At 46.6% G+C, this 15,278-nt stretch carries 12 protein-coding genes; 6 read left to right on the forward strand and 6 right to left on the reverse strand.

Annotated elements, in window-relative coordinates:
* Positions 1-159: 159 nt before the first annotated feature.
* From ACFQY8_RS01375 to cysS, 5 genes are all read right to left on the reverse strand, one after another.
* On the reverse strand, positions 160-744 hold the full coding sequence (locus tag ACFQY8_RS01375) for a hypothetical protein (RefSeq protein WP_377937875.1): 585 nt from the start codon (positions 742-744) through the stop codon (positions 160-162).
* Positions 745-890: 146 nt separating this feature from the next.
* Entirely contained in the window at positions 891-1,142 is a 252-nt protein-coding gene (locus tag ACFQY8_RS01380) for a hypothetical protein (RefSeq protein ID WP_377937877.1), read from the reverse strand.
* A 27-nt stretch (positions 1,143-1,169) separates the two neighbouring features.
* Positions 1,170-2,174 (reverse strand): endonuclease/exonuclease/phosphatase family protein, encoded by a 1,005-nt coding sequence (locus ACFQY8_RS01385; protein WP_377937878.1) that lies wholly within the window; start codon positions 2,172-2,174, stop codon positions 1,170-1,172.
* A 220-nt stretch (positions 2,175-2,394) separates the two neighbouring features.
* The gene (ffh, locus tag ACFQY8_RS01390) at positions 2,395-4,044 is read right to left on the reverse strand and encodes a signal recognition particle protein (RefSeq protein ID WP_377937880.1); all 1,650 of its coding nucleotides are present in this window, start codon (positions 4,042-4,044) and stop codon (positions 2,395-2,397) included.
* Between the two features lie 66 nt (positions 4,045-4,110).
* The gene (cysS, locus tag ACFQY8_RS01395; RefSeq protein ID WP_377937882.1) at positions 4,111-5,685 is read right to left on the reverse strand and encodes a cysteine--tRNA ligase; all 1,575 of its coding nucleotides are present in this window, start codon (positions 5,683-5,685) and stop codon (positions 4,111-4,113) included.
* 478 nt (positions 5,686-6,163) lie between these two features.
* Between cysS and ACFQY8_RS01400 the strand changes: the two genes are divergently transcribed.
* The 3 genes from ACFQY8_RS01400 (at position 6,164) to ACFQY8_RS01410 (ending at position 9,289) form a co-directional block, all read left to right on the forward strand.
* Positions 6,164-6,469, forward strand: coding sequence for an addiction module antidote protein (locus ACFQY8_RS01400; protein ID WP_377937883.1), 306 nt, complete (start codon positions 6,164-6,166; stop codon positions 6,467-6,469).
* A gap of 118 nt (positions 6,470-6,587) precedes the next feature.
* Positions 6,588-7,319: a type 1 glutamine amidotransferase gene (locus tag ACFQY8_RS01405; protein ID WP_377937885.1), complete on the forward strand. Its 732-nt coding sequence runs from the start codon at positions 6,588-6,590 to the stop codon at positions 7,317-7,319.
* Between the two features lie 35 nt (positions 7,320-7,354).
* On the forward strand, positions 7,355-9,289 hold the full coding sequence (locus ACFQY8_RS01410; RefSeq protein WP_377937887.1) for an ABC-F family ATP-binding cassette domain-containing protein: 1,935 nt from the start codon (positions 7,355-7,357) through the stop codon (positions 9,287-9,289).
* An 872-nt stretch (positions 9,290-10,161) separates the two neighbouring features.
* Here the strand turns inward: ACFQY8_RS01410 and ACFQY8_RS01415 are convergent.
* Complete coding sequence (locus ACFQY8_RS01415) at positions 10,162-10,788, reverse strand: 5' nucleotidase, NT5C type (protein WP_377937889.1); 627 nt, start codon at positions 10,786-10,788, stop codon at positions 10,162-10,164.
* A gap of 200 nt (positions 10,789-10,988) precedes the next feature.
* Here ACFQY8_RS01415 and ACFQY8_RS01420 point away from each other — a divergent pair, with 200 nt between their 5' ends.
* From ACFQY8_RS01420 to ACFQY8_RS01430, 3 genes are read left to right on the forward strand one after another with little or no spacing between them, the layout of a single operon-like run.
* Positions 10,989-11,759 carry a response regulator gene (locus ACFQY8_RS01420; protein WP_377937891.1) on the forward strand — a complete coding sequence of 257 codons (771 nt, stop codon included), beginning with the start codon at positions 10,989-10,991 and terminating at the stop codon, positions 11,757-11,759.
* Entirely contained in the window at positions 11,759-13,351 is a 1,593-nt protein-coding gene (locus ACFQY8_RS01425; RefSeq protein ID WP_377937893.1) for an ATP-binding protein, read from the forward strand. Before ACFQY8_RS01420 ends, ACFQY8_RS01425 begins: the two co-directional genes overlap by 1 nt.
* Positions 13,351-15,105, forward strand: a complete 1,755-nt coding sequence (locus ACFQY8_RS01430; RefSeq protein ID WP_377937894.1) for a hypothetical protein — start codon at positions 13,351-13,353, stop codon at positions 15,103-15,105. Before ACFQY8_RS01425 ends, ACFQY8_RS01430 begins: the two co-directional genes overlap by 1 nt.
* The last annotated feature ends 173 nt before the right edge of the window (positions 15,106-15,278 follow it).

Raw genomic sequence — 15,278 nt, forward strand, 5'->3', positions numbered from 1 at the left:
TTGGATTTGAGGGCGCCAACGAACGCAGATAACGCCACCCATTATAGAGATAACTCTCGATAATAAGTGGCGTTCAAACGAATTTTGAAGTTGCAGATTTTACTCACCCCAAGTCGCAGGGTGCGTAATGAATAGATATTGAGATGTGTGAAAAGTTCTCTATAGAATTTCTTGTTCTATCCTTTCCGAGTAGTATGTATTATCAGTGAAATCGAAGGATATCTTTTTGACAAATGGTCTAATTTCTGGTCTTTTTTGATCAATCGTCCAATCTTCTCCGGATAATACAAAGTGCTTTATGTTATTGTCCTCCAAGTCAAATAGTCTGCAAACTTTTGAAGATTTAAGGTCATATTCCATATCCCACTCACCGATTTGGAAGTTATAGTAAAAACCGCTTGTTGGACGTTCGACGTTGAGCGTGTTAAGGAGCTTCTGATTTAGGGTAAAACGTTGGAAGAGAAAACCACTAAGAGGCCAGTCTTTTGCGGCTTTGGGGTTCGAAAATACAAAATGTCCATCTTGATACGAAACATCTGAAATTTTGATGTACCCATCGTCGTCATGGTACCGAGAGAGTTCGCCGGTGATTGAGTGATTCTCCGATTTGCCAAATACATCAAGGTCAAAAGACTGGTTGTTCGCCGTAGTATAAATTTGCTCAATCTCGAAGCCGTCTGGAAACATAGTAAAGAGGGCATCAGGGTTCTTAGTTGGGTACACCTTGTACATTGGTGCAATCATATTTGATTCCATCCAATGTCGACTAGCATATTTAGCGATTCCGCAAGCTTCTAGATTCGAGATGAGTCCGACCAAGGTGAGCACGACTAATAGTCGTTTCACGAGTTGGCGTACCATCTTTTTTACCTGTCTGGTATTGATAGTGCTTACTTGGCGTTCCGTGCAGCTTTGATATCGTCCTCAATAATCTGGTTTATGATTGCATGAGGAATGTACTTACTATCTGTCTGGATTTCGTAATCGCCATCGGTCAACTTTAAGCTGCCAATATGGCTGAACTTTACCGCAAAAGTGGATGAGCCGGTACGACGTGAGATGAGAGCACGGACGCCGTCATTGTTAACATATTCCCATTCGTCGGAGAATGAGTTGATTTTTGTATTTGAACGTTTTGCCATGATGGTCCTTTCGAAAATGAAACGAGACTACTTCCACTCTAACGTAGCGATGAGAGCGAGATGGTCGGTTCGTGGGATTTGAGTTGTGACGATGGAAGTTGTTGCAAGCTCGCGTGTATGGAGCACATGATCAATCTCTATTAGAGGCGGCACGAGTGGCCAGCTTGATGGGAAAGTTGTGTGAGCGCCCTTGTGCAGTTCGAGTGATGAGTCCAAGAGTCCTGAATTAATAACCTTGCGCAGGCTTGGGTGGAAAGTGCTAGAATTCATGTCTCCCATCACGATGACTGGTGTGGCAACTTTTTCAGTGGCACGAGGAAGTTCAGCGATGTCGTGCTCCCATTGAGCTACTCCGCGTTGGGGTGAGTATGGGTGTGTAGAGAGTATGCGAACTGTATGGTCGTTGACGTTCACATCGCACCACGGTGTATTCGATCCCATGTCCCCAAGGAGCGAACCCCCACCTGAAACTACAGGGTAGCGGGACCATATCGCATTAAATCCAGCATTATCATGATTTGTTTGCGTACCTAATTGCTCATTGGTGAGCGTTAGCAAGATTCCTGAATCGTGTAGGCGCTTAATGAAGTCATCATTTGCCTCTGAAACAGCAAGAATATCTACATCATTCTGCTGAATCTCGTGCATGATAGTGCCGGTATCTGCGCGACCGTAGCGGGTATTAATAGTCATGACGGTTAACGTCTGTGCAGGTTGCCCAGCTGTAGTACTCGTCATAGTCGAAGTTATCGTTTGACGCGGAGAGCCAAGGATGGCCGTCATGCCCGAGGTCATGGGGACAAAGAAGGTTGCGGACCAAGCGAGGTGTATGAGTAGCAAGATAGCCACCACGATTGCTTGTGCTCCGTTGCGCAGGATAAGAGACATTATACCGAGTGCTACCAGCGGTACAGCCAGCAATGGAATAAGCGCAATAAGTTGAGGAAGACCAGGCTTGGCATCCATCCCAGCAGGAAGATAGCGCAAGCACATCCATGCGGCGATGAGTACAAGTGCAATCCAAATAATCATGGTGTCTCGTTTCTTGTGGCTACTTGTGTAACTGTGCAAACGCGTGCGGGGCGCCCTCTGAGAAGCCCTTGAACTTTTTTGCGCGCGTTGTGGCCTACGTTTCGCACTATGCTCTAGAGGTAAATCTTTCCCGTTCGCACGTGCAAGCAACAAAGCGCGCCCACCATCAGCAGACGCGCTTTTCTTTGATTTTCGGCGTTGTGTCGAAGAGGAACGAGATTTAGTTGCCACCGAGCAAGTTTCCTAGTCCGCCGAAGCCATCGGAAAGTTGCGGCAAGCCATCAGGGAGCTGAGACAGAGACTGCTCTGGTTGCTTCATAAAAGAAGAACCTTGAGGAGCAGCTGGCTTCTTGCCTGCGAGGCGGTCGCGCAATGCTTGCTCTTCCTGAGCGCGTTTCATAGGGTTACCACTACGACCCTTCATCTTCTTCTTATTTTTTGCTTTGAGCTTCTTGCCCTTGCGGGAGTTTGCTGCAGGAGCGCCCATGCCCATAGCACCACCGAAGCCAGGAATTCCGGTCGCGCCGCCCATACGTTTCATCATTTTTGCAGCCTGTTCGAAGCGCTGAAGCAAACCATTCACAGCGGTTACAGTTACACCAGAACCGTAAGCAATGCGAGCACGGCGAGAACCGTTAATAATAGAAGGATTGCGGCGCTCTTCTGGCGTCATGGAGCGAATAATTGCCTCAGTGCGGTCAATCTCCTTCTCATCAAACTGCTCAAGTTCTTTACGATGGGCGGCCATGCCTGGAATCATACCGAGCAAAGACTTCATAGAGCCCAGCTTGCGTACTTGCTGAAGCTGTTCAAGGAAATCGTCCAAGCCGAAACTACCCTCAGAAAGCTTCTCGGCGGCCTTGCGAGCTTCCTCTTCATCGAACTGTTTTTGCGCCTGCTCGATAAGGGTCAGAATATCGCCCATATCGAGGATTCGAGAAGACATACGATCAGGGTGGAAGACTTCAAAGTCCTTCAAACCCTCGCCAGTAGAGGAGAAGAGAATTGGCTTACCAGTGACACTTGCCACAGAAAGCGCGGCACCACCGCGAGCGTCACCGTCAACCTTGGAGAGGACGACGCCAGTAAAGTCCACACCTTCATCGAATGCCTTCGCAGTACGGACAGCATCCTGACCAATCATTGCATCGATGACGAAGAGGATTTCATGAGGGTTGACAGCGTCGCGAATATTGCGAGCTTGAGCCATGAGTTCTTCATCAATGCCTAAACGACCAGCGGTATCAATGATGACAGTGTCGTACTGTTTCTGGCGGGCAAAGTCGATAGAGTCACGAGCTACTTGGACAGGGTTTCCTGCATCTTGCCCTGGAGTTGCTGTACCGGCTGCAACAGCATCGGAAGATACGCCAGCTTCTGGAGCGAAGACCGCCACACCCGCTCGCTCACCTACGACCTGGAGCTGCTGCACAGCGTTTGGACGCTGCAAATCAGCTGCTACGAGAAGTGGAGTATGACCCGCATCCTTGAGCCAGTAGCCGAGCTTCCCCGCGAGAGTAGTCTTACCTGCACCTTGGAGACCAGCGAGCATGATGATAGTTGGCGGGTTCTTCGCAAAGTTCAATGGGCGGTCCACGCCAGCACCAAGGATGCCAGTCAACTCCTCGTGAACGATGGAAACGACCTGCTGAGCAGGGTTCAATGCTTCGTTGACCTCTGCGCCTAGTGCGCGCTCGCGAATGCGACCAGTAAAGGAGCGTACGACGTCGACAGCGACATCGGCATCGAGCAGGGCGCGGCGAATCTCGCGGATAGTGCCGTCAATGTCAGACTCGGTCAGCTTGCCTTTAGAACGCAGATTCTTAAAAGCGCTCGATAGGCGGTCGGTGAGAGAACTAAAAGTAGCCATAAGTCCTTATTCTATCTATCTGTCAGAGTTCATTAATTGTGATTTTAAATGCGTGGTGGCACATGGTTAGTTTAGCTTCCACGTAGAGCCCTGAGGTCCGTCCTTAATTGTAATGCCTGCCGCGGTTAAGTTATTGCGGATAGCGTCGGCTGTTGCAAAATCTTTAGAAGCGCGTGCCTGAGAGCGAGCTTCAAGTTGCGCGGAGATCAAAGCGTTAAGTGCTAAGTGTTCTGTGGATTCTTTGCCGTTGGCAGTGGAATTATTTGCAGAATGTGCTGCCCACTGAGTGTTCAACGGATCCAAACCGAGGACATCGAGCATGGAGCGTACTGCCTTCACTGCTGCGAGAGTTGATTGCACATCGCCATTCGCAATAGCAGTATTGCCTTCGCGCACGGTACTGAAAATAGTGCCGAGAGCTCCGGGGATACTGAAGTCATCATTCATAGCCTTAATGAAGGCGTCGGGCATGTCATCGGCAGTGATCTTGGCGATTTCTGTGGCAGTTGGCATATCTAGGCCAGCATCGGTCAGCACGTCCGCTGCGCGCCCAAGGAACCCGGAAATGCGCTCGTAAGCAGCCTTTGCCTCCTCTAAAGTCTGGTCGCTCCATTCGAGCATGGAACGGTACTGAACACTGCCAAGTGCGTAGCGAACCATCCAAGGTGTGTACCCTTCGAGCACATTCTCTAAGCTTAGTCCGTTGCCCAGAGATTTGCTCATTTTTTCGCCCTTTTGGGTGACCCATGCGGAGTGCATCCAGTAGTGAGCAAATCCCCAGCCTGCTGCGTGTGACTGTGCCACTTCATTTTCATGATGAGGGAAACGGAGGTCTAAGCCGCCACCATGAATGTCAAATTCGTCGCCGAGATATTTATGGCTCATGGCAGAGCACTCGATGTGCCAACCTGGACGACCTACGCCGAAGGGAGTATTCCATCGAGCAGATAGCGGATCAGTGTCTTTAGGAGCCTTCCAGAGAGCAAAATCGCGTGGAGAGCGTTTATCCTCACTCAGGTCTGCGTCGTCTACTGGGTTGTATTTATCGTCGCCAGCTTTGTCGATGGACGGAGCGGCAGATTCGACAGAAGAATCAGCAGTGCTCTCTCCGGCTGGCAAAGTTCCAGACTCCTGATGAGTGAGTTCGCCATACTTATCCCAACTAGGAACGTCAAAGTAGACGTTGCCGGAAGGAGTGCCATCTTCATTCATCACTACATAGGCATGACCGCGGTCAATGAGACGTTGAATAAGATCAATCATTTCAGACACGTGACCAGTAGCGCGTGGCTCGTAGGTTGGGGCGAGGACGCCAAGAAGTTCATATGCATGAGTAAATTCACGCTCATATATATAAGCACGCTGCCACCACTGCTGACCGGCGGCTGCGGACTTGTCGAGAATCTTATCGTCGATATCAGTGACATTGCGAACGAAGGTTACGTCATATCCAAGCTTCATGAGCCAACGGCGGATGATGTCGAAAGCTACGCTAGCGCGTAAATGCCCCACGTGAGGGGAGCTTTGCACTGTAGCGCCGCAGACATAAATCCCCACATGACCAGGTTTAAGCGGCTTAAATGGGATTATGCTGTGCGTGGCAGTGTTATACACGCGCAAAGATGAAGCTGAATGTGTCATAGGCACAAGATTATTAGGTTTGTGAGACGTTTGGCCTAGTTTATAGAGACCACGCTTTTCGGAGGAAATTTCAAGTGGGTAGTGTCACTACCCACTTGAACTTAGGTCTGTGAAAAAGTGTGGTTGGATATTGTCCTTCTGTATCTTATAGGATACAATTTATTTATGGAAATATTCGAATCTGACGAATATGCAGATTAGATTGATAATCATAGAGATTCAACGGCTGCAGTTCGTATTGATGCAAAGTTTTGATACTGGGAAACTACCAGCCATATTGTTGGTGATGTTAAACCAGTAGGAGATGGCCTATCAGAAGTGAGGTTCACTTTTGGGCCAGGTTATCGGGTTTATTTTGCTCATAAGCGGGGTAGGTTGGTCTTTTAGTATTCGGAGGCGATAAATCGAGGCAAAGCCGAGATATCGCAAGAGCAAAAGAAATCCTACAGCGGTATAAGCAAGAAGGACAGTGGTAGACATGAGGAAGTTTGATCCAAGCCGTCACCTTACAACTCCAGAAGCTGTGGCAACGTATCTTGATGAAGTATTGCAGCTCAATGATAAAGATACCTTCATTGCAGCATTAGGTGATGTAGCTAAGGCTCAAGGCATGGCAAAGATTGCTGCAGAAGCAGGAGTTGGGCGCGAAAGTTTATACAAGAGCTTATCTGAGAAGGGAAATCCTAGCTTCGAGACTGTTATGAAAGTGTTGAAAGCTTTGGGAGTGCAGATGGGTGTACGCCCAAAGCAGAGCAAGAGGAAGAGACAATTAGCTTATATATAAAGTAATTCAGTTGGGTAGTGACACTACCAAATTGAATTACTTTGAGAAAATTTAAGAATCAAAGTGCGCCTAATCCTCTCTGCCCTCCAAGTTAAGCCCGCGTGGCACAATAGGCAGTATGACTGAAAGCACAAAGCCTTATGTCCTTATCCTTCAGCACGTTGCGTGGGAACGTCCAGGACGCATTCAGGAAGCACTTGAAGAAGCCGGGATTCCTACGAAGATCATGTTCATCGCGGACCAGAAAAAGCCTGAAATGCCAGATGCAAGTCAGTACTGTGGTCTTGTGATCATGGGTGGTCCTATGGGTGCCGAGGATTACGATAATTATCCGGGGCTCAAAACTGAGCATAAGCTCGTAAAGGAAGCTGTGAAGCTGAGCAAACCAGCGCTTGGCGTATGTCTTGGTCACCAGATTATCGCTGGAGCTATCGGTGGGAAACTCAAGAAAGGCAAACAGTCGGAAATTGGCTTTGGGCATATCGACCGTGTGCACCGTCATGAGTTTTTGCAGCTTGATGCTGAAGGTATGGATGTGCTGCATTGGCATGGTGACGTCGTGTCGGTACCCGATGGGGCAACGATTATCGCGAAGTCAGACGTGACGAAAGTGCAGGCTTTTGCTTATGGTTCTGCGCTGGGTATGCAGTATCACATGGAAGTTACTCCAGCGATTTTGGACGAATGGCTTTCAACTCCTGAGATGCTTGCAGGCGTCAAGAAGAAGAGTGACGTGAAGAAGATTCGCGAAGACTTTGACAAGTATGATGCGAACATTCATCGTGTGGCGGATGCAACTTTCTGCGCTTTTGCTGCGCGCTGTGCATCGTATGCGCGCGAAATTGCTTAGCTGATTTTAATTACGGAACTTTAGAGAGGTTTTCATTGCCAGTACATGACATTGGCTTAGAGCACGTTTCGCTTGAATTTGCTACGAAGAATATCTTCAACGACGTTACACTCGGCGTAGTGGAGGGCGACCGCATCGGTATTGTCGGAAAGAACGGCGATGGCAAATCCACGTTGCTCCACATCTTGTCTGGAAAGCAGCCAATTGATTCTGGCCGAGTCACTCGTCGGGGTGGTCTCACTATGGGTGTGCTGGACCAATGGGATTCCTTGAATGACGATGATACTGTGAAGAAGGCTGCTCTCGAGAACCGTGAAGATTACGAATGGGCGGCGGATGCCTCGTCCCGTGATATCGTGGAAACTCTTTTGCTGGATATTCCGCTTGATGCCACTGTGGGACAACTGTCCGGTGGTCAGCGTCGTCGTGTGGATTTGGCACGTTTGCTTCTTCATGATTGGGATATCTTGGTGCTTGATGAGCCTACCAACCATTTGGATATGCCAACTATTCACTGGCTTGCAGCACATGTAAAATCACGGTGGAGCGACGGCAACGGTGTACTCTTGGTAGTTACCCATGACCGCTGGTTCCTTGATGAAGTCTGCACACGCATGTGGGAAGTGCATGACGGAACTATTGACCCATTTGAAGGTGGTTACTCTGCATACATGATGCAGCGCGTAGAGCGCGAACGTCAGGCAGATGTAGCTGAAACTAAGCGTCGCAACCTCGCTCGCAAGGAACTTGCATGGCTGACTCGTGGTGCTCGCGCTCGCTCTACGAAGCAGAAGTTTCATGTGAAGGCTGCTCGCGAACTTATTGCTGATGTACCAGAGCCGCGCAATACCCTAGAGCTCAAGGCTATGGCTACGTCTCGTCTGGGCAAGCAAGTCGTGGATTTGATAGATGTGACACAGGTGTATGAGCAAAATAAGGATGAGCGTACGCCTGACTCTGTTTCTGTGGATGTAGTAGTCGACGACGCAAACGGCGTTCCTCATACTCGGACAGTTGTAGGAAAGCGCATCCTTGACAATGTTACGTGGCTCATTGGGCCTGGCGATCGCTTCGGCATTGTGGGCGCAAATGGTGTGGGAAAGTCTACGCTTTTGAAGATTATTAACGGTTCTTTGACACCCACGGCTGGCCATGTCAACATCGGTAAGACCGTAAAGTTTGCAGTGCTCTCACAGCGTCTCGATGAGCTAGAAAAGCTGGGGAAGTACCGCGTTCAGGAAGTTCTGTCACGCTACAAGCCAAGCTACATCATAGACGGAAAAGAAACAACGCCGGGTCAGCTGATGGAGCGATTAGGCTTTGAAGCGGCTCAACTGATGACGCCTATCGCAGACTTGTCCGGCGGGCAGAAACGCCGCATGCAGCTACTGCTGATTTTGCTTGATGAGCCGAACGTTCTCATCATGGACGAGCCAGGAAACGATCTAGATACGGACATGCTCGCTGTCATGGAAGATTTGCTAGATACCTGGCCAGGCACTCTCATCGTGGTGTCACATGATGCGTACTTGCTTGAGCGCGTGACTGATCATCAGTTTGCTATCTTCAATGGTAAGATCCGTCATCTTCCTGGTGGCGTAGATGACTACTTCAAGTTGCTTGACGGGCAGGATGTGCCGGACAATCCAATTTCTGGCGGTTTGGTCAGTACTGGTTCAGAATCGGTGCTCTCCGATGCTGAGGTGAAGGAGCATGAGCAGAAGTCTGCTGCCGAGGAGAAGGCTGCGCGCATTGCCAGACGTGAAGCTTCAAAGCGCATGAGCGCTATTGAACGCAAGATTTCTAAACTCAACGATTCTAAAGCTGATATAGAAGCGAAGATGGCGAGCCAAGATCCCAGTGATTTTGTGGGACTCGGTAAGTTGAACGAGGAACTTCAGAGCATCCAAGGCGAGATAGATGAGCTCGAGATGGAATGGTTGGAGAAGAGCGAGATTGTAGAGGGGTAATAGATTTTCACCATCACAAATGTTTTAGTTTGGCAAACAATTTATGATAAAGCAGGAAGGCTCTAAACGGTTGTTACTTTACGTTGTCCGCGATCAGAGCCGTCACTGCTATAGGTTTTGTAGTTAATCCATCTCATATTTGATGACGAGTAACGCATCAATAAAATTTTTCATTTTTTTGGTCATACATAGATACATGGGCCAGAGTATATCGACTACGAGTAGAATAACGACTAGTCCGGTGAATGAGACATCTAACAGCTGAATCATCCCGTTAAGAGCTTGTTCTTTCATATTCGTAAATGCGCCACCTGCGACGGTTGTTACTATACCAAGAAAGTATGTAGCAATAGCGGGAACCGCAGATGCAACAACTTTCCATACTTTTATTATTGCGATGTATTAAATCGTCATGGTAGGTAAGCAAATTGCTAGAAAGCTCTTTATCTATTCCAATTTCTACTAATTTTTGGATATTGATATCTCGATTCAACTCTATATGAACTTTTGAGTAAAAACTAACAAATAGCAGCCAAAGGCATTCTGGTATGGCAAGAAGATTGAAAGTGAAGCTAGCTCCATTCAAAGAGATAATCAAAGGCATGCAGCTGATAGAGATAAAGAGAATAATTCCCGAAACTGACATTAGATAATAATCGGTTTCAATCGTGAATTTGAATTAAGATATTTGCAGCAGGTCTCAGACTGTGTTGGAAGTTTGAATTGTTGAAATTTTTTGTCGAATAATGTCATGTCGATCCCTAAGGTAAATGGATTAAGAAATATCTCCTGATTTGTGCGAGAGCTAATTGTACTGATTATGAAGCATTGCGTATAAAGCAGTCTTCTTGTTCTGACTTCCTTATTGAGGATTACTGCACTCCATCAAATAGCTTAAGCAGATACTCAACGCTCTCGTCACCCCAGTCTTTAATGCGAGGACCGGTAAAAGTGCGGTTATATGCTTGATCGAATACGACAACTTTTTGACCGGCTTCACGAAGAGTAGTGATATTCGCCGGAGAATCGTCGATATGTACCGTAGCTTGAATGGAGTCTTTAAGACCAGTAAAGCATAATGACATGTAAGGGATATCGTTCTTCTCAAGCCAAGTGGCGGTATCTTGCACAACCCGCTCATGCTGACCATGCACGAAGAGTCGATGGGTAACGATGCGGATGTGAACATCGTGGCTTGCGAGAATGTGAAGCGCGTGCGATACGCCCGGGATAGCGGGCATCGTGGCATACAAACCTTCCGATTCTGCAGCCATATGAATTGCTTTGTACTCTTCACGTGTAGAGAATGGCCAACCAGGATTTTCGAAAATGTCGTAATTATCTGTCACCGTAGCCACATCGGGACTCATGAGTCCTTGAGAAACACAATAGTTTTTGAGAGCTCCGTTGTAATCTGCGCATACTCCATCGAGGTCAAGATTTAAGACGCGATACCCACTGATGCCGACTTGCTGGTTTGCATACTGTGGAGGAATCATAGGAATCCTTTCGATGACTTTACACTCATATGAGGTAGCACACCATGATACAAGATACATAAGTCCTATGGAAGGCAAACTCTTTACTTGAGACTGATAGTGACTTCATGACGTATGAGAAAGTGAGTGCTCTCATTATTTTTCATGTTAGTATAAATACGTGTGCGTGAACGTTCACATAGTTGTGAAAGATGTATACAATGACGAGAGAGCAAGTGCTAGACGTTACCGGTGATGGTAGTGATGAGAAACAACTTATCATGATTGTTGATGATGATCCTGTACTGTCTGAAATGCTTTCTATAATTTTGGAAGATAACGGATACATATCTCGTCAATGTCATGATGGTGTAACGGCGCTTGAACTTGTACCGTTCATTAAGCCATCACTCGTTCTTCTTGATGTCATGCTTCCAGGGTTGAACGGAGTCCAAGTAGCACAAAGAATTCGCCGGCTTAGCTCAGTGCCGATTATCATGTTGACAGCAAAGGCGGATACCGCAGATATTGTTGAGGGTCTTGATGCTGGGGCTGACGATTATGTTACAAAACCATTCCAGTCTGCAGAACTCATTGCGCGCATTCGCACTCATCTGCGTAATGCAAATAAAACCGCTGTACGGGTCACTCGCGATGGGACTATGCCTCACATAGAATGTGGCGATTTCATAATTGATGCGCCGATGCATACAGTAACGAAAAATGGAAAGAATATTAGTCTTACACCAATCGAGTTCAACTTATTGCAGTTGCTCGCCGCCCACGAGGGAGAGGTACTCAGTCGTGATTTTCTTCTACGGACTGTGTGGGAATATGAAAACTCATCAGATAGCCGTACCGTAAATGTGTGCATTCAGCGATTACGCCAGCGCATTGAAGATAATCCTGAAAATCCACAGTATATTCTCACTGTGCGCGGTGTCGGATATAAGTTTTGCGCTCAGCCTCGTATGCAAGTTGGTAATGACTAATGCGCGTTTTTTCACATTCTCTCCGTGCGTGGGCCGCCGCAGTAAGTATCATCGTGGTTTTCTTGCTAACCATCGCGACTTCGCTTATTGCTATGGGATTTTTGAGGCAAAGTATGCTTAGCCAAGTGCAATCTCAGTCGTTCAAGGACTTTTCACAGGGAATAGAACGTGTCCAAGCTAAAGAGTTCATAGATGAGTCGAGTGCTGATGCGCAACGAAAGCAGTCTTTTCTCAACGATATAGTCTCTGATTTGCAAAATAGTGGTGCAGCTAATCTTGTGGGTGTTTATATGTGGCAAGAAAAGTTTGCATCGCAAAGCGATATCGTTCCTATCTCTACTGACCCAACGTACATGCATGTCGTTTCTTCAGAGATGAAAAACCGTGTAGCAACATTGAATGATGCGAATATTCTTTCTCAACCCGTAAATCTTGGTGAGAGAAAGAATCCCATTCCGGGAAATGTATATGGCAGCTCACTTCAACTAGGTGGTATCGGAAGAGTATATGTATATGGACTTTACTCTTATGAGTCTGCACAAGAGACGTTAGAAAAAGTTCGAATTTCGCTCGTCGTCCCATGTGTCATCTTCAGCATCATTTTTGGACTTATTACGTGGAAAATTATGGGACGAATTATCAATCCAGTACGTAAAGTTGCGTGTGTGGCTCGTCAGCTATCTCAGGGAAATCTTGAAGCGAGAGTACAAGTTGACCGTCAGGATGAAATCGGAGTTTTACAAAAATCGTTCAACGATACGGCAGAAACTCTTGTGCAAAAGATTGATGAGCTCAAAAAATCAGAATCTATGCAGAAACGCTTCGTCTCAGATGTCAGTCATGAGTTACGTACACCTGTGACCACAATTCGTATGGCGTCGGATTTTCTTCAAACGCATTCTTCAGCGTTTGATGAGACAACTGCGCGAACTATAACTTTACTTAATAAACAAGTTGATAATTTTGAAAAACTTCTTACTCAGCTACTTGATTTGTCACGATATGATGCGCAGAAAGTTCAAACAAATTTTACCCTGACAGATATTTGTGGTTGCGTAAAAAATGTTATTACGGCTACGTTGCCATTAGCGCATAATGCCCGTACGACAGTAAACTGTACATATTTGAGCCGTGAGGCTTTTGCCTATGTTGATAGTGTACGAGTCGAACGAATTATTTATAATATCGTGATTAACGCTATCGACTTTTGCAAACACCGACCAATAGAGATAGGCGTTAAGAGTAACGAAGATTATGTAGCTATTCGTATTCGCGATTATGGAATTGGCATAGCGCAAGATAATCTTAGTCATATCTTCGACCGCTTTTGGAGAGCTGATCCCTCGCGCGCTCGCGTTACGGGAGGAACAGGTCTAGGGCTTTCAATTGCTCGTGAAGACGCCAAACTTCATCGCGGTGATATAGCTGTTCGTTCCATAGTGGGCAAAGGGACTGAATTCATTGTAGTATTGCCGGTTAGTAGACAAACAAATCCAGTTAATATAAGTATGCCGCAACGATGGCCATTATGGTTTGATGATATATTTCTTGACGATAATCCTATATCTGAAATATGTGGCGGAGCAAAGTGATGAATATTTTATTACTCCGAAAATATGTATGGAAGTTTCTGCGCATACTCGAAATCTCATTATGTAGTATTCTTATATGTGCATTGTTGGCAATGGTTGGCGCATGTTCAAGTTTACTGAGTTTGCCAACTTCTGGTGGAATATCACAGATACCACGTAAGGCCAGGCAAGATAGACTCATTTATTCCAATCCTCCTGGACCACAGAAAAATGCTGAACCTGAAGATATCGTTCGAGGATTTCTTGATGCATTACCATCAGGTCTCCAACGGGGAAGCTTCTCAGTTGCTCATGAATTTCTGAGTTCTACTGTGCGGCATTCATGGAAACCTCGCGCCAGCTCGACGATTTATACAGGTGACCTTGGAGTGCAACGTGAGGCAAGAAATCTTGACGGGACAGGCGCATCTCAGCTTATTACTGTTGCCATTTCTGTCTCTATAGTTGGTAGAGTTGGACTAGATGGAACTTATCAGCCAGTGCAGCAGCATAAGAAAGAAATACTAACTTTCAAACTTACAAAGGCGAAATCGCAGTGGCGTATTGCCTCGCTAGATAATGGTGTATTGATTTCCCGCCAAGACTTCGACCAAGTTTTCCGACAAGTAACTCTCTACCAACCCTCCCGTAGCTGCGAAGCTTTTATACCAGATGTTCGTTGGTTTGGTCGGCATGATTGGAAACGCTATGCGCTTTCACAGCTTCTGAGTTCGCCGCCGAAGTGGCTTGATAGGGTTGTTCGTAATATTGTAGAATACAAAGTCTCTCTTGTGTCTGTTTCGGGAGATAATTCTGCTGTACGCGTGACTGTCTCTTCAAACTTTGCTGTGCTTCCACGTGATGTTCAAGCACTCGTCGTACGAATGATAAAACTGACAATTTCAGGTCACGATGATGATAGTAGCGTTTCTGTGTATGCGGGGGAGAATGATTTTACACATGCTGATAAGAATGTGAAATATACATCTTCAAGTGCTTCGCAATCAGTGTACTCTGTGAGTTCGCGTCACCTTCTTTCGCTTGCATTGACGAGTGCGATTCGCGTGGGTGAGATTCCTATTGATGTTTCGCAGCCGAGTTTTACCTACAGTAATCATAAAGCTGTTATTATTGACGGCAATCATAGGGCGCAATGTATAGACTCTGATGGCAGTGCGTGTGGCGTGTTATTTGATGGGCAACAAGTTTCGTATGTTACTGCAGGGATGGGCTTGCAAGTATGGGCAGTGAGTGCTGACGGTCGTTCTGTAATGGTTGCGCAAAACGAGCAGAGGACGTACCAGCGTATTCAACTCAATCTTCCTGCACAATATGTGATTCGCTCTATTGCAGTTTCTCCCGAGGGTGAACGTATGGTAGTAGTTCTTAGCCAGGGGGCAAGCGCTCAAACTGTGCTTTATGGAATCGTGAGAAATGATAAGAAAGAAGTAGCAGGTCTGTCAGATTCAAACCTAACTCTTTCGTACAAGAGTAATATCTCTATGGCATCATTCTATAATGACACCATAGTCGTGTACGCGACTAATCCGGATGGTAGTGGTGTGCAACGTGCGTATCGTCAGAGTATGCCTGGTCTAGAGATTGCGCAGTCGCTTCCTGAAGTTCCAGTAATAGCAATTGCGGCAGGTCAAATATCTTCTTCGCAGAAACTCGCGGTTTTATGTGTTGACAGAACAGTTCGTGGTATCGGGGGTTCTCTCACGGGTGGCTGGCAGATTATGGATACTCAAGCCGTAGCACTTTCGCAACGTTAACCCGTTTTTCATAACTCTGCAATTTAACGGATGAAGAGTTTGTTATCAAAATGTTATCAAAATGATAGCAAATTGTGATTATTCCGCATTGTATAGGTGAGGAAATTTTTTTACTCTGATAACAGATGCCAATGGCGGCATCAGATTGTGGAATATCCTATAGAACTCGAAGG

The organism is Alloscardovia venturai, from assembly GCF_042676605.1.
Taxonomy (GTDB): Bacteria; Actinomycetota; Actinomycetes; order Actinomycetales; family Bifidobacteriaceae; genus Alloscardovia; species Alloscardovia venturai.

Excerpts from the sequence above, each read along its gene's own strand:
- ACFQY8_RS01425 (WP_377937893.1), top strand. The coding sequence starts at position 11,759 with ATGCGCGTTTTTTCACATTCTCTCCGTGCGTGGGCCGCCGCAGTAAGT.
- ACFQY8_RS01405 (WP_377937885.1), top strand. The coding sequence starts at position 6,588 with ATGACTGAAAGCACAAAGCCTTATGTCCTTATCCTTCAGCACGTTGCG.
- ACFQY8_RS01375 (WP_377937875.1), bottom strand. The coding sequence starts at position 744 with ATGATTGCACCAATGTACAAGGTGTACCCAACTAAGAACCCTGATGCC.
- ACFQY8_RS01385 (WP_377937878.1), bottom strand. The coding sequence starts at position 2,174 with ATGATTATTTGGATTGCACTTGTACTCATCGCCGCATGGATGTGCTTG.
- ACFQY8_RS01420 (WP_377937891.1), top strand. The coding sequence starts at position 10,989 with ATGACGAGAGAGCAAGTGCTAGACGTTACCGGTGATGGTAGTGATGAG.
- ACFQY8_RS01430 (WP_377937894.1), top strand. The coding sequence starts at position 13,351 with ATGAATATTTTATTACTCCGAAAATATGTATGGAAGTTTCTGCGCATA.
- ACFQY8_RS01415 (WP_377937889.1), bottom strand. The coding sequence starts at position 10,788 with ATGATTCCTCCACAGTATGCAAACCAGCAAGTCGGCATCAGTGGGTAT.
- ACFQY8_RS01380 (WP_377937877.1), bottom strand. The coding sequence starts at position 1,142 with ATGGCAAAACGTTCAAATACAAAAATCAACTCATTCTCCGACGAATGG.
- cysS (WP_377937882.1), bottom strand. The coding sequence starts at position 5,685 with ATGACACATTCAGCTTCATCTTTGCGCGTGTATAACACTGCCACGCAC.
- ffh (WP_377937880.1), bottom strand. The coding sequence starts at position 4,044 with ATGGCTACTTTTAGTTCTCTCACCGACCGCCTATCGAGCGCTTTTAAG.
- ACFQY8_RS01400 (WP_377937883.1), top strand. The coding sequence starts at position 6,164 with ATGAGGAAGTTTGATCCAAGCCGTCACCTTACAACTCCAGAAGCTGTG.